The sequence below is a fragment of the Ensifer sp. GW823-FHT05D09 genome (genome assembly GCF_058795755.1).
The window spans coordinates 45878-65032 of the sequence record NZ_JBXAIA010000016.1 but is presented as its reverse complement, the minus strand read 5'-3'; the positions used below and the strand labels follow the sequence as shown (position 1 = coordinate 65032).

At 61.0% G+C, this 19155-nt stretch carries 18 protein-coding genes and 2 pseudogenes; 6 read left to right on the top strand and 14 right to left on the bottom strand.

Translation table 11 applies throughout. The features are described 5' to 3' along the window. The first annotated feature begins 34 nt into the window (after positions 1 to 34). The 3 genes and pseudogenes from ehuR (at position 35) to ehuB (ending at position 2948) form a co-directional block, all read left to right on the top strand. On the top strand, positions 35 to 1420 hold the full coding sequence (gene ehuR, locus AC1Q80_RS29435) for a MocR-like ectoine utilization transcription factor EhuR (RefSeq protein WP_492362777.1): 1386 nt from the start codon (positions 35 to 37) through the stop codon (positions 1418 to 1420). Positions 1421 to 1521: 101 nt separating this feature from the next. Beyond that, a pseudogene (locus AC1Q80_RS29430) lies at positions 1522 to 2079 on the top strand (ATP-binding cassette domain-containing protein); the annotation flags it as partial. Between the two features lie 80 nt (positions 2080 to 2159). After that, entirely contained in the window at positions 2160 to 2948 is a 789-nt protein-coding gene (gene ehuB / locus AC1Q80_RS29425) for an ectoine/hydroxyectoine ABC transporter substrate-binding protein EhuB (RefSeq protein ID WP_492362798.1), read from the top strand. Between the two features lie 126 nt (positions 2949 to 3074). On the opposite strand, the gene AC1Q80_RS29420 is transcribed toward ehuB, so the two are convergent. The 9 genes and pseudogenes from AC1Q80_RS29420 to AC1Q80_RS29380 form a co-directional block, all read right to left on the bottom strand. Then, positions 3075 to 4448 (bottom strand): LLM class flavin-dependent oxidoreductase, encoded by a 1374-nt coding sequence (locus AC1Q80_RS29420; protein ID WP_492362776.1) that lies wholly within the window; start codon positions 4446 to 4448, stop codon positions 3075 to 3077. 34 nt (positions 4449 to 4482) lie between these two features. Beyond that, positions 4483 to 5748, bottom strand: coding sequence for an SfnB family sulfur acquisition oxidoreductase (locus AC1Q80_RS29415; protein ID WP_492362775.1), 1266 nt, complete (start codon positions 5746 to 5748; stop codon positions 4483 to 4485). Between the two features lie 74 nt (positions 5749 to 5822). Continuing rightward, the gene (locus AC1Q80_RS29410; RefSeq protein WP_492362774.1) at positions 5823 to 6635 is read right to left on the bottom strand and encodes a MetQ/NlpA family ABC transporter substrate-binding protein; all 813 of its coding nucleotides are present in this window, start codon (positions 6633 to 6635) and stop codon (positions 5823 to 5825) included. 20 nt (positions 6636 to 6655) lie between these two features. Continuing rightward, entirely contained in the window at positions 6656 to 7315 is a 660-nt protein-coding gene (locus AC1Q80_RS29405) for a methionine ABC transporter permease (RefSeq protein WP_492362773.1), read from the bottom strand. Beyond that, positions 7305 to 8378: a methionine ABC transporter ATP-binding protein gene (locus AC1Q80_RS29400; protein ID WP_492362772.1), complete on the bottom strand. Its 1074-nt coding sequence runs from the start codon at positions 8376 to 8378 to the stop codon at positions 7305 to 7307. The genes AC1Q80_RS29405 and AC1Q80_RS29400 overlap by 11 nt, the downstream gene beginning before the upstream one ends. A 5-nt stretch (positions 8379 to 8383) precedes the next feature. Beyond that, a complete protein-coding gene (locus tag AC1Q80_RS29395; RefSeq protein WP_492362771.1) occupies positions 8384 to 9616 on the bottom strand; it encodes an acyl-CoA dehydrogenase family protein in 1233 nt (410 codons plus the stop codon). Positions 9617 to 10442: 826 nt separating this feature from the next. After that, positions 10443 to 10651, bottom strand: a pseudogene (locus AC1Q80_RS29390) (hypothetical protein); the annotation flags it as partial. A gap of 85 nt (positions 10652 to 10736) precedes the next feature. Beyond that, positions 10737 to 10955, bottom strand: a complete 219-nt coding sequence (locus AC1Q80_RS29385; RefSeq protein ID WP_492362770.1) for a hypothetical protein — start codon at positions 10953 to 10955, stop codon at positions 10737 to 10739. Beyond that, positions 10952 to 11281, bottom strand: coding sequence for a hypothetical protein (locus AC1Q80_RS29380; RefSeq protein WP_173422857.1), 330 nt, complete (start codon positions 11279 to 11281; stop codon positions 10952 to 10954). Before AC1Q80_RS29380 ends, AC1Q80_RS29385 begins: the two co-directional genes overlap by 4 nt. Positions 11282 to 11453: 172 nt before the next feature. Here AC1Q80_RS29380 and ku (AC1Q80_RS29375) point away from each other — a divergent pair, with 172 nt between their 5' ends. From ku (AC1Q80_RS29375) to AC1Q80_RS29365, 3 genes are read left to right on the top strand one after another with little or no spacing between them, the layout of a single operon-like run. Further along, positions 11454 to 12317, top strand: coding sequence for a non-homologous end joining protein Ku (gene ku, locus AC1Q80_RS29375; protein ID WP_492362769.1), 864 nt, complete (start codon positions 11454 to 11456; stop codon positions 12315 to 12317). A gap of 3 nt (positions 12318 to 12320) precedes the next feature. Then, the gene (ku, locus tag AC1Q80_RS29370) at positions 12321 to 13118 is read left to right on the top strand and encodes a non-homologous end joining protein Ku (RefSeq protein WP_492362768.1); all 798 of its coding nucleotides are present in this window, start codon (positions 12321 to 12323) and stop codon (positions 13116 to 13118) included. Between the two features lie 60 nt (positions 13119 to 13178). Further along, on the top strand, positions 13179 to 13316 hold the full coding sequence (locus AC1Q80_RS29365; protein ID WP_492362767.1) for a hypothetical protein: 138 nt from the start codon (positions 13179 to 13181) through the stop codon (positions 13314 to 13316). Positions 13317 to 13731: 415 nt separating this feature from the next. Here the strand turns inward: AC1Q80_RS29365 and AC1Q80_RS29360 are convergent, their stop codons facing one another. Genes AC1Q80_RS29360 through AC1Q80_RS29340 form a run of 5 tightly spaced genes read right to left on the bottom strand, consistent with a single transcriptional unit; the run spans position 13732 to position 18987 of the window. Continuing rightward, positions 13732 to 14388: an SGNH/GDSL hydrolase family protein gene (locus tag AC1Q80_RS29360; RefSeq protein ID WP_492362766.1), complete on the bottom strand. Its 657-nt coding sequence runs from the start codon at positions 14386 to 14388 to the stop codon at positions 13732 to 13734. A 27-nt stretch (positions 14389 to 14415) separates the two neighbouring features. After that, positions 14416 to 15366 (bottom strand): ABC transporter permease, encoded by a 951-nt coding sequence (locus AC1Q80_RS29355; RefSeq protein WP_492362765.1) that lies wholly within the window; start codon positions 15364 to 15366, stop codon positions 14416 to 14418. Positions 15367 to 15368: 2 nt separating this feature from the next. Continuing rightward, a complete protein-coding gene (locus AC1Q80_RS29350) occupies positions 15369 to 16340 on the bottom strand; it encodes an ABC transporter permease (protein WP_492362764.1) in 972 nt (323 codons plus the stop codon). A gap of 16 nt (positions 16341 to 16356) precedes the next feature. Then, on the bottom strand, positions 16357 to 17850 hold the full coding sequence (locus tag AC1Q80_RS29345) for a sugar ABC transporter ATP-binding protein (protein WP_492362763.1): 1494 nt from the start codon (positions 17848 to 17850) through the stop codon (positions 16357 to 16359). Positions 17851 to 17910: 60 nt separating this feature from the next. After that, positions 17911 to 18987, bottom strand: a complete 1077-nt coding sequence (locus AC1Q80_RS29340; RefSeq protein WP_492362762.1) for an ABC transporter substrate-binding protein — start codon at positions 18985 to 18987, stop codon at positions 17911 to 17913. Positions 18988 to 19155: the final 168 nt, after the last annotated feature.

Below are 19155 nucleotides of genomic sequence, written 5' to 3'. Positions count from 1 at the left end.
TGTCAATTGACCTGATTTTTAGCAGTGTAAAATCATGACAACTTGGCGCCCCGACCCTGCCCAGCTCCGCCGCCCGGCCTACCTCTCGTTGGCCGAGCAGTTCGCACGCGCTATCCAGGAAGGCAAGCTATCGAACGGGCAGCGCCTCCCGACCCATCGTCATCTCGCCGACGAGCTTGGGCTGTCTGTGCAAACGGTCAGCCGCGCCTACGATGAGCTCATCCGCCGTGGATTGATATCGGGCGAAATCGGGCGCGGCAGCTTCGTGCAAACCCAGGCGAAGGAGCCTGAGCGCCCCTATCTGCCTGAACGGCTCGGCGAACTGATCGACCTGTCGATCCTCAAACCGGTCTGCGAACAGCTGCATCTGCAGAAGATGCGCGGCGCCTTTGCCTGGCTTGCGGAGAACCTGCCTTCCAGCTCTGCACTTTCCTTCCGCCCCAACATGGTGTTCCCGCGCCACCGCAGCGTCGCCGCCGAATGGCTTGCGCGCTGTGGCCTCCAGATCTCGCCGCTCAACATCAGCCTCACCAACGGCGCGACATCCGCCATGACCGTGGCACTGATGAGCGTCGCACCTCCCGGGTCGACGATCGCGACCGAGGCGGTCAGCCACCACACGCTGGTGCCGCTGTCGACCTATCTCGGCATCCATCTCGAGGGCTTGCCCATCGATCACGACGGCATGATCCCGGAAGCGCTGGACGAGGCGTGCCGCAAAGGCGTCATCCGGGCTATCTTCCTGCAGCCGTCGGTCATCAATCCCGCGGCAACACTGATGAGCGAGGCAAGGCGCGCAGCCCTTGCCGAGGTTGCCCGCCGGCACGACATCGCGATCATCGAGAACGACATCCTCGGCCCGCTCGTCGATGCCGGACTGAAGCCGGTGGCAGCATTCGCGCCGGAGCGCACGCTCTACATAACCAGTTTCACCAAGATCACCGTGCCCGGCCTGCGCATCGGTTATCTTGCGGCCCCCGATCGCTACGTGGCGGCCGTTGCCAATAGGCATCTCGTCTCCAACTGGATGGCGACCCCGGCGATCGCCGAGATCGCCACACATTGGGTCAGCGATGGCACCGCATCGGAACTGGTCGACTGGCAGCGTCGGGCGCTGGCTGCGCGCCATGCCATTGCCGCCGACGCACTCGGCAATCTCGACTATCGCTCGCATCCCCAGGGCTTGCACATCTGGCTGCCCCTGCCGGAAGGCCATACGGAGGAAGGCTTCGTCTCGCAGGCGCGGCTTCGGGGCGTGGCGATCGCGCCAGGTTCCTCATTCCGCACATCGGACCTTGGCTGGCGGCCGGCTGTGCGCATCTCTCTCGGCTCGACGAGCGAGCAGGAATTGGGCCAAGGCCTCGGCATCGTCGCCTCTCTGGCGCTTGGAAGTCCCGAAGCTCTGCTGCTTGCGATTTGACGCAGCTGCCTCATTCATGAGCGGAATCGGAATAATTGTCATGATATTATTATTCCAATTGACATGATTTAGATGGACGATCATCGTTAGGGCATCACCGCGGCCTTGTCGCTGCCGACGAGCGCTATTTCCAGCGGATGCGCGAGAAGATCGGCATGGTGTTCCAGCACTTCAATCTGTTTCCGCATATATGCGTTCTCGACAATGTCACGCTCACTCCGATGCTGACCAAGGGCATGGCAAGGCCGGCCGCGCGAAAGCGGGCAATAGAGCTTCTCGACATGGTCGGCATGGCCGACAAGGCGAAAAGCATGCCGGCGCAGCTGTCCGGCGGACAGAAGCAACGGGTGGCAATCGCCCGCGCACAAGCGCTGTCGCCGAAGATCATGCTGTTTGACGAGGTGACCTCCGCTCTCGATCCCGAGCTGGTCGAGGAAGTCCTGAACGTCATGCGCAAGCTCGCGTCGGAGACCTACATGACCATGCTTCTCGTGACGCATGAGATGGGTTTTGCCCATGATTTCGTCGAACGGATCCTCTTCTTCGACCATGGCTGGATCATACAGGAAGGCAAGCTGGACGACGTCTTCCGTCATCCCAAGCAGGAGCCCACGCAAGTGTTCCTGCGCAAGATAATCGCGGCAGGGCACCGCGTCTGAGCGTTCGCGCCGGGATATGCCCCAACCAAAAAGATGAAGAACAGCCAGAGGAGCCGATACCGATGAACATCACGCATTTCATGTCAATGGCCGCAAGCGTTGCGACGTTGATGGCTGTCCTTTCAGCTGCACCGGCGCTTGCCGATGACGACAAGCTGCAGCAACTGAAGGATCAGGGCTTTGCCCGCATTGCGATTGCCAACGAACCCCCGTTCACCGCCGTCGGCGCCGACGGCAAGGTCTCGGGTGCGGCACCTGACATTGCCCGCGAGGTCTTCAAGCGCCTCGGCGTCGCCGATGTCGCCGCATCGATCTCCGAATATGGCGCAATGATCCCCGGGCTTCAGGCCGGACGGCACGATGCGATCACCGTCGGCCTATTCATGAAACCGGAACGCTGTGCGGCGGTTGCCTATTCGGAGCCGGTGCTGTGCGACGCGGAAGCCTTCGCGCTGAAGAAGGGCAATCCGCTGAAACTGATGAGTTACAAGGACATCGCGGACAACGCCGACGTCAAGATCGGCGCGCCGGGTGGCGGCACGGAGTTGAAACTGGCGCTCGAAGTGGGTGTGCCGCGCGATCGCGTCATCGTCGTGCCAGATGGCCAGAGCGGACTGAAAATGCTGCAGGACGGCCGCATCGACGTCTATTCACTGCCCGTGCTCTCGATCAACGATCTGATGTCGAAGGCCAACGATCCGAAACTGGAGGTTGTCGCACCGGTCGAGGGTGCGCCGGTGTATTGCGACGGCGCCGCCTTCAAGAAAGGCGACGAATCGCTGCGGGACGCCTTCGACGTCGAGTTGGCCAAGCTGAAGGAATCCGGCGAGTTCGCCAAGATTATCGAGCCCTATGGCTTTTCCGCCTAGGCCGCGATGTCGACCACCCGCGAAAAACTCTGCGCCGCCAAGTAACGCGCTCCGGCTCCCTCATGCGCCTTGCGACGCGGGGGCCGGTCCCGATCTTTTCGACGGTGCGACGAACCTGAGCCTCTGTCATTCCACATCGCGCGCTGTGCCATTGGGCCGAAAGCCGGCACCATGATGCCTGGCCGGCAACCGGTTGCCCTCACCGAATAGCCGATTGCGCAGGCTGCCTTCGCCATAGGCTGTCTTGTAGCGACCACGTTCCTGCAGCACGGGCACCACGAGATCAATGAAATCCTCGTAACTCTCCGGCGCAACGGTGCGTGCAAGGTTGAAGCCGTCCACCTCGCCCTCGTCGATCCAGGCTTCCAACGCATCGGCAACCTGGTTCGGATCGCCGACGATCAGCGGATACCGTCCACCGAGTGCCATATCCGACAGGATGCTGCGCTTCGTCCAGCCGCGCTCGCGCGCAAGATCGACGGATGTCTGGACGAAATTGCCCTTGCCGTAGGTGATCGGCTCGTCGAGTTCATATTGCGAGAAATCGATGCCGGTACCGGCGGAGAAGTGGGCAAGGCCCGCTTCCGGGCTCGCGTAGCGCAGGTAGTCTTCATACTTTTCGCTGGCGGCCCTTTGCGTCCTGTCGACCACGACGGTGATCCCGGCGAAAATGCGGACATCATCAACGCGTCTGCCTTCGCCGACGGCCCCCTCGCGGATCGCGCGCGAAGCAGCGCGGGCTACTGTCGTGTCCGGCGAGGAGATGAAGACGCATTCGGCGTGGCGAGACGCAAATTTGCGCCCTCGGCCTGAAGTCCCAGCCTGGTAAAGAACCGGCGTGCGCTGGCACGACGGTTCGCTGAGGTGGTAAGCGTCAGCGCGATAGTGGGTGCCCTCGTGCCGGATCTTTCGGACCTGCGCCGGGTCAGCATAGACCCGCGCCTTGCGATTACCCAGCACGGCGTCGTCATCCCAACTGCCTTCCCAGAGCGCATAGAGAAGGTCGAGGCACTCGTCCGCACGATCGTATCGCGTGTCGTGCTCGCCAAGTGCGGCCTGTCCCACCGCGCGTGCGGCGCTGTCGAGATAGCCGGTCACGATGTTCCAGCCGATGCGCCCATCCGTCAGGTGATCGAGCGTCGACAGGCGGCGAGCGAAAATATAGGGCTCTTCCGCGTGCACATTGACCGTGACACCAAAGCCCAAACCCTTGGTCACGGCCGCCATGGCGGAGACCAGCATCAGCGGATCGTTGACCGGAAGCTGGATGGATTCACGTAGCGTCAGATCCACGGATTGCTGGTAGACGTCATAGACCCCGACGATATCCGCCAGAAACAGGCCATCGAACAGACCCCGCTCAAGCGTCGCCGCCATGGACGTCCAATAGTCGAGCCGATGATAGCGGTCCGACTGGTCGCGCGGATGGGTCCACAGGCCGTGGTTGATATGCCCGACGCAGTTCATGTTGAATGCGTTGAGGAGAATTTCTTTCGGCATCACGCACTCACGCAACGGTTGGGCGCAAGGCCCGTCAGATCCAGGAATGTAGCGGCGGTTGCACGCCGTTCAGATAATATTGCCCCACCGCGTGGAATTTCCACCGGACAGGATCGTGCAGCGTGTGCGTGCGCGCGTCGCGCCAGAACCGGTCGAGATTGTGGGCACCAAGCGTCGAGCGCGTGCCTGCAAGCTCGAACAACTTGTTGGCGGCAGCAAGGGCCACTTCCGTTGTCAGCACCTTGGCTTCGGCAACGGCGATCTTCGCCCTCGCGATCGTCTCGTCGTTGACATCGGCAATGGTCTCGTCGAGCTGCCGGCCGGCCCGCTCCAGCAGGGCTTCCGCTGCGTGCAGGCGGATCTTCAGATCGCCGATTGTAGCGATGGTATACGGATCATCAGCGGCCCGGTCCAAACCACTGTCGATCCACGGCCGGGCATGGTTGCGCACAAGATCGATGGTCGCCTCGATCGCGCCGCGCGCAATGCCAGCATCGATCGCCGCGTGGATGAGCTGGCTCTGCGGACCGACGGCACTCTGGTTCTCATAGACGATGTGCGCGGGCAGAACACGGCTGGCCGGTATCGAAACGGCATCCAGGATGACCGTGCCGCTCGACGTCGTGCGCTGGCCGAAAGCCGACCAGTCGTTGACGACCTCCAACCCCTTGGCGTCGCGATCGGCAATCGCGACGACGACATGCCCCTCTTCATCGATGGCGACGATCGGTACGAGGTGGGCGAAAAGCGCACCGGTGGAGTAGAACTTGCGGCCACTCACGACGAAATCGTTGCCCGAACGCACGAGTTTCGTCTCGAAGGCCTCGACGTTCTTGCCACCGAACTCGGAGAAGGCATTGCCCAGGCGCTTGCCCGCAAGCACGGCACCGAAGAGATCGCGCTTCTGCTCCTCGCTTGCTGTCTGGCGGATGACGTCGATGATCTCGAAACTGTTTTGCGCGATTTGCGTCAGTGACGGATCGCCGGCGGCGAGCGTGGCGAACACCTTTGCCAGCGTCACCTGCGACACCTCCGCGCCACCATAGGCCCTTGGGATCGTGATCCCCCAGAGGCCGCTTTGCGAAAACAGGTCTACCTCCGCAAAAGGCAGACGCCGCTCGCGGTCCCGCTCCTTCGCCTCGGCCGCAAACAACGGCTTCAGCCGTTCCGCAACCGCGATCGCCTCGGCGTCGTCACGGATAATGTGGGCGGCCTGGGCGGGTGGGCGCGGCACCCAGCCGGGTTCGCCGGGCGCAGAATCGGATGTCAGGGGCTTCGCGTTGGCATTCGTCGGGGTCATGGCTCTGCCGTTCGTGCAGGAGGAAAAGGCAGGGTCGCGATTGGACGCAGCCCCGCGTCGATAAACCAAGAGTCTCAGAAGGCTGCCACGACCTGGCCCTTGTAGCGCTCCTCGATGAACTTGCGCGTTTCTTCGCTGTTCAAAACCTTGGCAAGCTTTGCCACGCGCGGATCGTCCTTGGTTTCCGGACGGGTGACGAGATACTCGCTCCAGACGTTATGCCCGTCCTGGCCCCGATCGATGAGGATAGACTTCGAGATGTCGAGCTTAGCCTCGAAGACGTAATTGCCATTGAGGGCCGCAAGGTCGACCTCACCCAGCGCCCGCGGCAGGAGCGCGGATTCCAGTTCGACGATCTTCAGGTTCTTCGGGTTTTCGACCACATCCTTGATGGTCGGAAGCGGATCTTCCGGGGAGGTCAGCTCCGGTTTGCCGGAAACCTTGATCAGGCCCAACTTCTGCAGGAGCAGCAGGCCGCGGCCACCGTTGACCGGATCGTTGGGGATGGCGACGGTCGCGCCGTCTTCCAGCTTGTCGGCTGAATCAACCTTCGTCGAGTAGGCGACGAACGGCTCGATATGCACCGGCACGATCGGGACCAGCTCGGTACCGCGCTGCTTGTTGTAGTCGTTCAGGAACGGTCGATACTGATAGTAGTTGGCGTCGAGCTCGCCGGAGACGAGCTGGGCGTTCGGCTGGATGTAATCCGTGAACACGCGGATATCGAGGTTCAAACCGTCCTTGGCGAGGATCGGCTTCACGAACTCCAGAATTTCGGCGTGCGGGATCGCCGTGGCGCCGACGACGAGCGTTTCGTCTGCCTTGGCGGAGCCGATGGCCGCAAGAGCGAAGCCGGCAGCGATGGTCAGGGTCTTCAGGATGCGCATGTTGTCCTCCTAGCGAAAGGTTATCTGCGGGAAAAATGGGTGACGAGGCGGTTGCCGCTCGCCTGGATGAGCTGGACGAAAACGATGAGGATGGCGACACAGACCAGCATTATCTCCGTCTGGAAGCGGTGATAGCCGTAGCGGATAGCCAGATCGCCAAGCCCGCCGCCGCCGATGGCACCGGACATGGCGGTGTAGTCGACCAGCACGATCGCCGTGACGGTCACGGCGGCAAACAGGCTCGGCAGTGCTTCCGGGAGTACGGCGCGCAAGATCGTCTGGCTCGTCGAGGCGCCCATGGCAAGGCTCGCTTCGATGATGCCCCGGTCCACTTCACGCAGCGCCGTCTCGACGAGCCGGGCAAAGAAGGGAGAGGTGCCGACGACCAGCGGGAAAATCACGCCGCGGATGCCGAGGGACGTGCCGGTAACGAGGACCGTGACAGGCATCAGCACGATGAGCAGGATGATGAAGGGCACCGAACGGATAATGTTGAGCACGAAAGAGAGGCTGCCATAGGCGACCGGAGCCTGGAAAAGCTGCTGCCGCCCGGTGAGGAAGAGCAGGATTCCGAGAGGCAGACCGACGACAATGGTGAGCAGCAGGGCGCCACCGACCATGGCCAGCGTCTGCCCGAACGCCGCTGCGATATCGCCCCAATAGATGTTCTCAAACGACATGAAACGCTCTTTCCTCGGGCCGTGGCGGAATGACCGCGCCCTGCTGGGGTTGAGACCCGCCCTGCAGCTCGACATCGACCCCGCTTGCTCTGAGACCGGCGATCGCACCGGCGACGTCGCGGCCGCTCAGCGAGACGATGAATTGAGCATAGGGTGCTTCGCGGATATGACCGACGCGACCGGCGAGAATGGCGTAATCGACGACACTCTCACGGGCGATGCGACCGAGGATCGGCCTGTGGGCGTTCGGCCCCGTAAACGTCAGCCGGACTGTCGAGCTGCTGAGGTCGGATGAGGATACGGCCTCAAGCGACCCGCCGTCCGGCTCTGCCTCGCGCACCAGCCGCAGCGTTGCGGGATGGCGCGGATGCAGGAAGACATCAGTGACCGGTCCTTGTTCAACCACACGACCGCGGTCGAGAACGGCCACCCGGTCGCAAGTCCTGCGGATGACATCCATCTCATGCGTGATGAGCACGATGGTAACGCCCAGGTCGCGATTGATCTGGCGTAGAAGGTCGAGCACCGCACCGGTGGTCTGGGGGTCGAGCGCGCTCGTCGCCTCGTCACACAGCAGGACCTGCGGCTCGCAGGCAAGGGCACGGGCGATACCGACACGCTGTTTCTGGCCGCCGGAAAGCTGGCGCGGATATTTGTGCGCGTGCTCGCTCAAGCCCACCCGCGCAAGCAACCCGTTGACCCGCTCTGCGACTTCGCCCTTGCCATATTGTCCCGTCAGTTCGAGCGGATAGGCGACATTGCCGGCGACCGTGCGCGCACTCAACAAGTTGAAATGCTGGAACACCATGCCGATCGACCGACGAAGTTCGCGCAAGCGCTCGCCCCTGGCATCCGTGACCCGCTCACCGGCGACAAAGACCTCGCCGCCCGTCGGGCGTTCAAGCAGGTTGATGAGGCGCACCAGCGTCGACTTTCCGGCGCCGGACGAGCCGATGATGCCGAAGATCTCGCCCTTGGCGATCGACAGGTCTATTTCATCGAGTGCGGCCACCGGACCGTCCTTGCCGGCAAAGCTTTTGGAAATGCCTTCGAGCCTGATCATCGCCGTCAGCCCGCGCTGGCGCCGATGCGCCACTGATAGGGGGGCGGCGTGCCGTTGACCGCGAAATCGCCGATGATGCGGTGCTTGTAGATCCGGGGATTGTGCGAGGCGAGCGTGCGGGCGTTGCGCCAGTGCCGGTCGAGGCCCGCCGGTTTCTTCGTTGCCGAAGCGCCGAGCGCATCGAAAAGCAGGGTCGAAGCTTCAAGGATCAGATCGGACACCACCGTCTGGGCCTGCGCGGCCTCGAGCTCCGCGATGGCGTTTGCCTTCTCCTCTGCTTCGGGATCGTCGATAAAATGCGCCTCATAGGCACGCTCAAGACTGCTTGCCGCCTGTAATGTAATGGCGCTTGCCGCATAGGCGGCTGCACGAATACGGCCAACAACCTGCAGCACCTGCGGATCCTCGCTGGAGCGCGACGCCGCCGCGTGAGTATAGGTACGCCGCCGTTCGGCAACAGCCTTGGCGACATCGGTCGTGATCGCCCGGCCGATGCCGGCGAGCGTGGCCAGATGCACGATCTGATAGAAGGCCGAGCTGTATTTGAAACGCTCATCATCGACGAGGATATCTTCGGGTTCGACGGCCACATTGCGGAAGGTGGTTGTACCGCTCGCGGTCAGCGTCTGGCCGAAGCCGTCCCAGTCGTCGACGACTTCCACGCCCTCGGCGTCGCGCCTGACGGCAACCGCGATACCCTCGCCGTTCGCGTCCGAAGCGCCGACATCGATCCAGTCGGCAAAAAGCGAACCGGTCGTATAATATTTTGCGCCATTGAGGAGGAGCCGGCCGTCTTTTTCCGCCACGTTGGTCGAGAAACGATCAAGCGTCGCAGCCGCGCCGATTTCGCTCCAGGCGCTGCCGGCGGTGTCACCGCCGGCGATGCGACCGAACCAGAGCGAGCGACGCTCGGCGTCCTTCGAATTGAGAATGTCCTCGGTGTAGCCGAAGTGCGCGCGCAGGGCCTGGGTGACATTGGAATCTGCCGCCGATAGTTCTATGAGCAGGTTGAAGAACTGTGGCAGGCTTGCTCCCCTGCCGCCGTGTGCTGTCGGTAGCCGAACGGCGCCGAAGCCAGCCTCTTTCAGGCTTCGAATAGCGTCGTGAGGCAAATGTCGCTCGAGATCGCGCTTGGGCGCCTGGCGAGCAATTTCCGCGAAAATCGGACGAAATGTTGCAGCCAGCGCTTCATAGCCCGCCCCCGGAGCGGCCCCCCAGGCATTCTCGATCTGTGTCATGTTTACTCGTCGATTTGAGTTGTCGGGCGGCATGCCCTGCTTGAAGTGAGATGGAGAGTAACCCATTGCGACCGTGAATCTAGCAAATCTATCTTTTTTATATACTTACAAATGAAATGTCCTTGCTTTCAGACGCCTCGGGAATTTGTGGCACCTGATGTGTCGGGAACAGACCACCATTGCAGAAGAGTAAGGACCACGCGGGACGTCGAGGACAGGAAATGTCACTGACGACAGCCGTCACCCGTGGGCAAGCTAACGGCCTCGCGGACCCCGCATCAATCCGTCGTCTGTCGGGACATCGTTTTTCAAGGACCGTCTCGGCTCACCGCTGCAGCTAGATCTATCAGACCCCGGTGTTGGCTGGCCGCGGCTTGGAGCTTGGCGACGGTGTCATTTCCCGCGCGAAAAAGGCCAAGCAGGATGGCTGCGGCGAGTTCGCTATCGGGGTGATCCCTCGGCAGCAACGAATGTCCACGCCACTCGTCGAGCACTGTTTCGGGTCGCCTGGTTCGAATGTGGTTTCAAGGAAACTCTTCATAGGGATGTTGCATTCCCATTGCGAAACGAAAGCGATCTGGGTCGACAATTAACGTTTCCAACCACCAGTTACTGGCCCGAGCGATCGTGGCGGAATTGCCGCAGCGCTTCTCGGAATACTGGCCGACAGCTATGGCGTCGAAACGGTCTATTACGTCTGCTCATTCCTGCCGCTTGCGGGGCTTCTTGCATGGTTTCTTCCGAAGATTGAAGAAGGCCACGCTTGAAGGCGAAAGGGACCTTGGGCAGGAGGGCGCACTATGGTCGCTGAGACCTCGCTACGGACTCAGTCGGAACGTAACCTCCGAACTGCTCGGCAGTACCACCCGTCCTTGTTCCAGGCGACTCCGAGCCCGATCAGGAAGTCGACGCCCCTCACCTTCCTGAGCTCGAAGTTGCGGTTGGGCAGATCCAGTTCCACTCCGGTGCAAAGGCGATGCCAAGGCCCGCCGAGACCAGCGACACCAATGAGAAGGTGTCGTCGCAGGTATAGGCGACGCTCTTCGAGAGATCGTGCTCCTCCAACGTCTTGTCCCCAACGACACTGTCGCAACTTGGACCGTCCCACAGGGGCCAATTTTCAGCGTTTGTGATCTGCTCGACGCTGGATCATGGAGGCCAACGCTGCGCGGCGACTCTGGGGCAGCTTCAAAATGAAGGTGTCCATGTCGCGTCCAAAGTTCGACCACGCCTTGTCGCCGGCATGGCCGGGATCGATCACGCCGGCAGCCTCGAGTTCCGAGCGATCCATGTTGACGCGGGCGAGGGAAATTTCCAGCAAATCCGTTCCAGTGATCATCGACCCGCCCCTTGCTGCCGGAAGTTCATGGTGCCATGAGTGGACTGCCGCGGGGCATTATCGGGCTCGGCCGCTTCCTCCTCCTCAATGAGCTTTTGGTAACAAGCCTCGATGTCTTGGGCGATGCCTTCCGCGTCGTAGAGGTAGCCATCCGTGGCGCCGTCGGTTTCGATGATCTCCGCCAGCGAGTTCATAACCGCTCGACCGAGCCGTTGCAGCGCGTCTCTATGCCGGTCGGCGCCGCCGCTCTCGAAAGCCTGATTGGCCTCTTCCAGCGCCTTGTGCATGGCCTGAAACGATCCGTCGATATGGAGCTTCGTGTTCATAGCACCGCCCTCCCTACGCTCGGCTTAGTGCACCAGACTCCTCAAACGCAATACTCGTGGATAGGTTCATCCTACTATCGACAACCCACTAAACGCCACAATTGATTCGCGTATTAGCGGGAACAAACGTAATCTGCCTCCGTTGAATCCGGGTTCACCGGGAGAAAGCGACATGTCTGGACGTGCTCTTTGGAAGGGCTTTCTGAAGTTTGCCGAGATCAGTTGCCCGGTGGCGCTGCACAGCGCCGCGTCAACTTCCGAGCGCGTGAGCTTCAACACCCTCAACCGAAAAACGGGCAACCGGGTGAAGCGCGAGTATGTCGATATCAAGACCTGGAAGGTGGTCGAGCGCGAGGATCAGATCAAGGGCTATGAGGTCGATGATGGCCGGTACGTGCTGTTTGAACCCGACGAGCTTGCCGCCGCCGTGCCTCAAAGTGACAAGACCCTGCGCATTCAGTCCTATGTTCCCTTCACCGAGATTGACGACCTCTATTTCGACAAACCCTACTACCTCCTGCCCGATCGATTGGGCGAAGAGACCTTCGTTTTGATCCGGGATGCGATGCGCGAATCCAAAGTCGGCGCCCTCGCGCAAGCTGTGCTCTTCCGCCGGCTCCGGACCGTTCTGATCCGCGCCCACGGCGACGGGTTGATCGCGACCACCCTCAACTTCGACTACCAGGTCCGCTCCGCAACGGAGGCCTTCGCCGACATCCCTAAGCTCAAGATCGAGGGCGAAATGCTCGACATCGCCAAGCACATTGTGAAAAGCAAGACGGCCCTTTTCGATCCACGAACGTTCGACGACCGCTACGATGCCGCGCTGGCCGAACTTGTGAAAGCGAAGATGGAAGGCCGCACAGTCAAGGTGAAGCAGCGGCCGAAGGTCGAGCGCTCAACCAATCTCATGGAAGCGCTGCGCATGAGCGCCGGGTTCGGCTCGGCTCGCGCATCCAAGCCTCGCACCGCTGCAGCAGTTGCTCGAGCCGCCCCGGTACCACGGCCCGCCGCCGCCCGTAAGAAAGCCGGTTGATCGATGGCCGACGTTAAACCGTATTGGAAAGGCTATCTGAAGCTGTCGCTGGTTACCTGCCCTGTTGCGCTGTCGCCGGCGACAAGTGACACAGAGAAGGTCCGCTTTCACACCATGAACCGCGCGACGGGCAATCGAATAGCTTCTCGATATGTCGACAACGTCACCGGCAAAGAAGTTGACCCTGACGACCAGGTCAAAGGCTACGAGCGCGGCGAAGGCGATTACATCATCCTCGAGGAGGAGGAACTGGATGCCGTGGCGCTTGAAAGCGTCCGGACGATCGAGATCGACATGTTTACGCCGCGAGATTCCATCGAGTGGATCTGGCTGGACAAGCCACACTACCTGGTGCCGAACGACAAGGTCGGCGAAGACGCCTTCGCTGTTATCCGCGACGCCATGCGAGCTGAGCACGTGGTCGGCATTTCCCGGCTGGTCTTCGGCCAACGCGAGCGCGCGGTTATGCTTGAACCTCGGGGCGAAGGCATCGTGCTCTGGACGCTCCGCTATGGCGACGAGGTCAGGCCGGAGGAAGAGTATTTCTCCAACATCAAGGCAAAGCCAGAAGGCGGGCTCGCTCCCCTCATGAAGCAATTGATCAAGGCCCAAACGAAGAAATGGGTGCCCATCACCGACCCCATTCAGGACCGAATGCTCGAACTCATCTCTGCGAAAAAGAAGTCGCTGAAGCCCAAGGGTAAGCGCAAGATTGAGCCAATGGCGAAAGACAACGTCGTCGATATCATGGCAGCCCTACGTGACAGCCTGGAGCGACAGAAGCGGGGCAAAGCTCAATAGATCAGGAGGAGACAAACTTCGACGAGCCCCAGACCAACCAAGGAAAAAGTACGGGACGTAATGGCTGAGGTCGACGCCCTTGATCTGCCCGACGGCGCCCACTGGGCGCTTGTGCATGAGAGACTCGATCTCGAATATGGCGTTGTCTTCGACTACATCTTAGACGACCCGGAATTCTTCGGCGCCGAAATGGAATGAAGAAATTGGGCTAGTTACAATAGCTTTAACGCGCGTTCGACGAACATATCAATGAGACATTAGCAGTTGGAACAATACCCGTTTTCGCGGGTTTCAATTTCGCAGCGTTTGGCGTCCTGTGGGAGGCGATACGACGCGGCTCCAGACGGTCTAGTTCGCCCCGGACCGTCTGGATTTCCCCCGCAATTTCAGAATTGAATCCCCCTCTGCCGGACATACTCGATGCGGGGCTAACGTCCGGCCTCCTTTCCCCGGGCCGTATGGATTTAGCCGAAGAACCTTCGCAAGTCCGGATGTCTCCCATCCCTCGCCTTGATGGGATTCGAGCCGCCGGCCCAGCTATTCTTCTCCCAGCGGGAGGGAAACTCGCGAAGGAAGTGCCACTCCGGCAAGGGAGGCGCCGGAGTGGCTTCGCTCAGAACAACACCGCAACCTTATCCGCGATGGCGTGTCCGAGCTTGATGTTGGTTTCTGCGGAAAAATGAATGCCGTCGACGCCGTCGGTGGCAACGTAATCGCCGGCGGCGAGGAACTCGACCTTCGTGAAGTCGGCAAGCGCCTTGTAGAGGCCGGCGAGCTGCTTCGACTTCTCGTAGCCGCCGCCGAACATGCCCTCAAACCACGGATCGGGCATCGGTGCGAGCGGTGGTGGGGCGACGACCAGTACCTTCGGGGCCGGATAGGGTGTACCCACGCCGCCGGTCGATGTCAGGACCTGGCCGACCAATTTGCTCATGCCGTTGGCAATCTCATAGGGCGTGCGGTGGAAATAGGATTTAGTATCGTTCGTGCCGAGCATGATGATGACGAGGTTGAGCGGCAGATGGCTGGCGATTGCAGCGGGTAGGTAGGCGCTGCCGTTCAGTCGGGCATCGTTTGGATCGTCGAGGCTGGTCGTGCGGGCGCTGAGCCCCTCCTCGATGACGTGGTAACTATCGCCAAGCCTTGCGGCCATGGCCCCGGTCCAGCGCTGTTCAAACGGGTAGCGCAGAGTAGGCGCAGATTCCCTCACTGGAATCCAACCCCAAGTCAACGAATCTCCAAAGCACAGGATTGAGCGCTTTTCCGCCATTTACGTCCTCCTTGAATGGCTGTTGTGTCATTTGCCGGCGCGAAGGCCGTAGAAGATGGCCGCGAACAGGATGATCAGACCCTGGGCGATTAGTTTTCCTGCATCGCCGACGCCAAACATCGTCATCACGACAAAGAGGAAGGCAAAGCAGAGCACGCCGAAGAACGGCCCCCAGACACCCCCCTCGCCTCGTCCGAAGACCACGCCGCCAAGAATGGTCGCGGCGACCGACAGGATCGGCAGGTCGAGCCCAACGCGTACGCTGCCGACTGCGATCGACGCCGTCTGGACCAGTGCAGCGACGGCCGCCATCAGGCCGGCAAGCGTGTGAGCGAGGATCACCGTACGCTCCACTGGAACGCCAGAGAAATGGGCGGCCGGCATGCTTTCCCCGACCGCAGCGACGAAGCGGCCGAAAATGGTCTGTGACAGTAGCAGCGCCATCAGCGTAGTGAGCGCGATCCAAAAGAGAACGGGGCTCGGCAGACCTGCAAAGCGGGTGTTGAAGAGCTCTGCAAAGATTGCGGGAACATCCCCAGGCGGCTTGCCGCTCGAGAGATACTGCACGAAGCCGACGAGCACGATGGAGAGCGCCAGCGTGACGATCACAGCAGAGACGCGGCGCTTGGCAACCATCACGCCGTTGAAGAGGCCGATGGCAAGGCCGGTTGCCAGCGCCAGCACAACGTAAAAGCCGAGCGAGGCGCCGGGGAAGATGCCGGACGAGATGCAGTAGTTGATGAGAAGGATGATTCCGCCGCCAGAGAGGTCGATCGACTTCACCCGCATCACAAGAAGCTGGCCGAGCACGAGAATGCCGAGGGGTACGACCTGACGTACAAAGACGCCGAGCACATTGGCGTTGAGCATCTGCGGACGCGCGATAAAGAGGATCATTAGCAGCACGACGAGCAGGTAATACGAAGGCGGGACTTTGGAGATGCACCGGAATACGGTCGAGTTTACGAGAGTTGACATGATCAGAGTCCGATCTTCTTGCGCGACTGGAGCGCGACGACGGCCACGAGCAACAAGCCCTTGATCGCCGTCTGAACGAAAGGTGTGACGTTGAGCAGATTCATTCCGTTGGACAGGAGTGCCAACACCGCGACGCCGACAACCGTGCCATGCAAACTGCCGACACCGCCGGACAACTGCGTGCCACCGATCGCGACTGCCGTGATGGCGTCGAGTTCCATTAAGAGACCCACGTTCGGATCACCCGAGACGATGCGACCTGCGAGGAATACGCCCGCGGCGGCAGCGAAGAGCGAGCAGATGACATAGGCAAGCAGGATGTTGCGGTTGGCAGGAATGCCGAAGTTGCGCGCCGCATCAGTCGATCCGGAAGCGACACCGCCGCCGATGGCGAAAAGATGCAGGCCGTAACGCGAGCCGTAAAGCAGCTTCCAGGCCACGACAATCGTTACAATGCCGCATAAAACCGGCAGCGGCAGGCCGAAGAGCGAGCCCTCGACAATCGAGCGCACCCCAGCCGGCACTGTGCCGCCCGAGACAGGGCGAAGCACGCGAGTGATGCCGAGCACGACATACTGCATGGAAAGTGTCGCGACGATCGGGTGCACGTTAAGCCGTGTGACGCAGTAGCCGTTCGTCGCGCCGATTAAGCCTGCAAGCAGGAAGACGCCGGGGATGATGACAAAGCCAGGCAGATCTAGCGCGAGGATCGCCGTGGTGAAGCTGACGACCGAGCCAATGGAGAGATCGAGGCCGCCCACGAGCACGACGAACATCTGTCCGACCGCCGTAATCAGAAGCGGCATACCCTGCGCGACGAGATTGGCAAGATTGCTCCACTCACTGAATTGACGGGTGTTGGCGGCAAGCCACAGCATTATGGCAAGCGTGATGACGAGCGGAAGCAGCCAGAGGCCCTGGCGGCTGCCGCGGCCGGTGAGCAGTTTTCCGAAGGTGGAAGAAGAAGATATCATCAGGTTTTCCAGTTCGTTATGCGCTTAGCGCCGCATCGAGAATGCCGTGCTCTGTCGCATTCGCAGCCGTCATTTCCGACACGATCGAATTGCCGTGGACCACGTAAAGGCGGTCGCAGAGGCCAATCAGCTCGATCGTCTCGCGCGACAGCACCAGCACAGCGCCGCCAGCTTTCGCGAAGTCCCGTAGAAGGCGGTAGATTTCTGCCTTCGCGCCGACATCCACGCCGCGCGTCGGTTCTTCGATGAGGAGTAAGTCGGCATCCGTTGCGAGATAGCGGCCCAGAAGCACCTTCTGCTGATTTCCGCCGGAAAGCGCGCCGACGATGGCTGACGGCCCCGACGCCTTGACGTTCAGCCGCCGCATCGTCTCAGCGATCACAGCACCGTAGCGCTTCGCCACCTTCAGCGCCGGCTGGCAAGCATGCAGTGCCGTAACAATGTTCTGGCCAACGGAATGGCCGAGGAACAGGCCTTCATCCTTGCGATCTTCCGGCACGAAGGCACCCCCGAGCGCCTGCCAGCGCCGTACGCCGCTTTCTTTTGGTGCGGGAAGGCAGATGGTTTTACCGCGCCGGGACACCGTACCCTCAACTGGGGTAAACTGCCCGACGAGCGCGCGTAGCGCCTTCTGTTGCCCCTGCCCTTCTAGTCCCGCGAAACCAACGATTTCACCCTTCTTCACGGTGAAAGAGAAGGGCGACGAATCTACATGAAGCCGCAAGCCGGATACCGAGAGCGCCGGCGCACCTGTCCTCTCGCCTCGCTCCGGGAAAAGATCCTCCAGCTCACGCCCGACCATCATCGCGATCAGCGAAGCGGGCGTCATCTCCGAAAGCGGCCGGGTGCCCACCAATTGACCGTCCTTCAGAACGGTCACCACGTCGCAGATCGCAAAGATCTCGTCCATGCGGTGAGAAATATAGACGATGGCCTTGCCGGCCTCGCGTAGTGCCCGAATATGCCTGTTGAGGACTTCGACATCGGCGGCGTTTAGTGCCGCCGTCGGCTCGTCGAGAATGAAGATGTCGGCGTCCCCATCGATTCCGTGGGCGATCTCAACGAATTGCCGTTCGGCGATTGAAAGTTCCGAAACCAGTGTATCCGGATCGAGCGTCAGACCGAGGCGCCCGAGCGCGCCCTTCGTCTCCTTGCGCATGTGCCGCCGATCGATGCCGCCGAGACGGCCGGTAGGTTCGCGGCCGAGGAACATGTTTTCTGCAATCGTCATGTTAGGAAGCAGCGACAGCTCCTGAAAAACCGTCGATATCCCGGCTTCAAGTGCGGCCCGCGGATTGGCGAAACTGGCGGTTCGGCCGGCACGGCGGATTTCGCCGCTGTCCGGCTGGTGCACGCCGGCCAGGATTTTCATCAGCGTCGATTTGCCGGCACCGTTTTCGCCCATCAAGGCATGTACAGTGCCAGGCGCAAGCGCAAGCGACACGCCGCGAAGCGCGACGCTACCGCCAAAAGCTTTGGATATGCCGGCCATTTCAATGAGATGCGACATGGATTTCCTCTCCCCAGGCGACGAGAGGCAGGTGGATACCCGCCTCCCGGCTCGGTCCGCCTACTGCTTGGCGTAGAACTCTTTGAGTTGCTCTTCGGAAAGTTCCGACGGCCACCAGACATTGGCCGACAGATCGTCGCGGTGGTATTTCTTGACCTTTTCGAGGTCCCAACCCGGCGGGTTGTAGTCGTAGTGTTTATGAAGCGCCTTGCCCTCCAGAAGCGCTACGGCAGCTCGAATGCCGGCAGCGCCTTGGGCGGGGCTGTATTCCGACGACACCGATTTGAAACCGTCTGCGATCCACTGTCCGAAGAAACCGTTGTTGCCCTCGCCGGAAATCGGCGGGATAGCGGCACCGAACTGCTTGAAGACATCCACGCAGGCGCGTGTCATGTCCGCACCCGACGACCAGATTCCGTCGACGTTGGGATCATTGAGGTAAAGCGTCTCGCAGACCTTCTTGGCCTTGTCGTACTGCCAGTCTCCGTGCTCCTCGGCGGCGATCTTGATCTCGGTGCCTTCGAGCGACTGCTTGAGGCCGCTGTACCGGTTCGTATCCTCCGGATGTCCTGCAAGGCCGCGCAACACCCAGATGTTGCCTTTGCCGCCGAGTTCCTTGACGAGGAAATCGCCCATGACTTTACCGAAGTGCTCGGCACCGCCCTGGATCTCCGTCGTATAAGCCTCGGCCTCGACGCGGCCGGTGTGCAGCACCACCGGAATGCCCGCTGCGACCGCCTTCTCGATACTGGCATTGGCCGAAGTCGAGGTGACCGGCTGGACGATGATCGCGTCCACCTTCTGTGCAATCAAGTCCTCGATATCGGCTACCTGCTTCTTTTGATCGAAGCCGGCATCGAGCAGGATGAACTTGGTGATGCGCTTGTCACGGTCGGCAGCGGCCTGCGCCTCATGCGCAACCTGCACCGTCCAGGTATTGGCGTTGACTCCAAAGCTACTCATGCCGATGACCCAGGGTGCGTCTTTCGTGTATTTGCCCTCTTCCACCTTGGGGTTGTTGTCCGCGCGTGTCGTCACACCGTCGAGTAGGGGCACCTCCTGCGCGAGGCTGTTTGTTGTGAAGACCACGCCGGCCAACAGAACCGATAGGCCGATTTTCCTGATGATGCTGCTCATGCTTCTCCTCCAAAAGCAGGCGTTAACGGGGAAGGCCGGCCGGAAGGCATGCGGCATCGACAGCCCGTGACCCATGTCCGGTGCTTGGCGCAGCCCTTGAAACGACCTGAAACTCTCCTCCGACCGACACAAAACCACTGGCGCTTTTAGCTGTCAATAGTTATTCAG

Coding starts and splice junctions, on each gene's coding strand:
- ehuR (WP_492362777.1), top strand. CDS start 35: ATGACAACTTGGCGCCCCGACCCTGCCCAGCTCCGCCGCCCGGCCTAC.
- ehuB (WP_492362798.1), top strand. CDS start 2,160: ATGTCAATGGCCGCAAGCGTTGCGACGTTGATGGCTGTCCTTTCAGCT.
- AC1Q80_RS29420 (WP_492362776.1), bottom strand. CDS start 4,448: ATGCCGAAAGAAATTCTCCTCAACGCATTCAACATGAACTGCGTCGGG.
- AC1Q80_RS29415 (WP_492362775.1), bottom strand. CDS start 5,748: ATGACCCCGACGAATGCCAACGCGAAGCCCCTGACATCCGATTCTGCG.
- AC1Q80_RS29410 (WP_492362774.1), bottom strand. CDS start 6,635: ATGCGCATCCTGAAGACCCTGACCATCGCTGCCGGCTTCGCTCTTGCG.
- AC1Q80_RS29405 (WP_492362773.1), bottom strand. CDS start 7,315: ATGTCGTTTGAGAACATCTATTGGGGCGATATCGCAGCGGCGTTCGGG.
- AC1Q80_RS29400 (WP_492362772.1), bottom strand. CDS start 8,378: ATGATCAGGCTCGAAGGCATTTCCAAAAGCTTTGCCGGCAAGGACGGT.
- AC1Q80_RS29395 (WP_492362771.1), bottom strand. CDS start 9,616: ATGACACAGATCGAGAATGCCTGGGGGGCCGCTCCGGGGGCGGGCTAT.
- AC1Q80_RS29385 (WP_492362770.1), bottom strand. CDS start 10,955: ATGATCACTGGAACGGATTTGCTGGAAATTTCCCTCGCCCGCGTCAAC.
- AC1Q80_RS29380 (WP_173422857.1), bottom strand. CDS start 11,281: ATGAACACGAAGCTCCATATCGACGGATCGTTTCAGGCCATGCACAAG.
- ku (WP_492362769.1), top strand. CDS start 11,454: ATGTCTGGACGTGCTCTTTGGAAGGGCTTTCTGAAGTTTGCCGAGATC.
- ku (WP_492362768.1), top strand. CDS start 12,321: ATGGCCGACGTTAAACCGTATTGGAAAGGCTATCTGAAGCTGTCGCTG.
- AC1Q80_RS29365 (WP_492362767.1), top strand. CDS start 13,179: ATGGCTGAGGTCGACGCCCTTGATCTGCCCGACGGCGCCCACTGGGCG.
- AC1Q80_RS29360 (WP_492362766.1), bottom strand. CDS start 14,388: ATGGCGGAAAAGCGCTCAATCCTGTGCTTTGGAGATTCGTTGACTTGG.
- AC1Q80_RS29355 (WP_492362765.1), bottom strand. CDS start 15,366: ATGTCAACTCTCGTAAACTCGACCGTATTCCGGTGCATCTCCAAAGTC.
- AC1Q80_RS29350 (WP_492362764.1), bottom strand. CDS start 16,340: ATGATATCTTCTTCTTCCACCTTCGGAAAACTGCTCACCGGCCGCGGC.
- AC1Q80_RS29345 (WP_492362763.1), bottom strand. CDS start 17,850: ATGTCGCATCTCATTGAAATGGCCGGCATATCCAAAGCTTTTGGCGGT.
- AC1Q80_RS29340 (WP_492362762.1), bottom strand. CDS start 18,987: ATGAGCAGCATCATCAGGAAAATCGGCCTATCGGTTCTGTTGGCCGGC.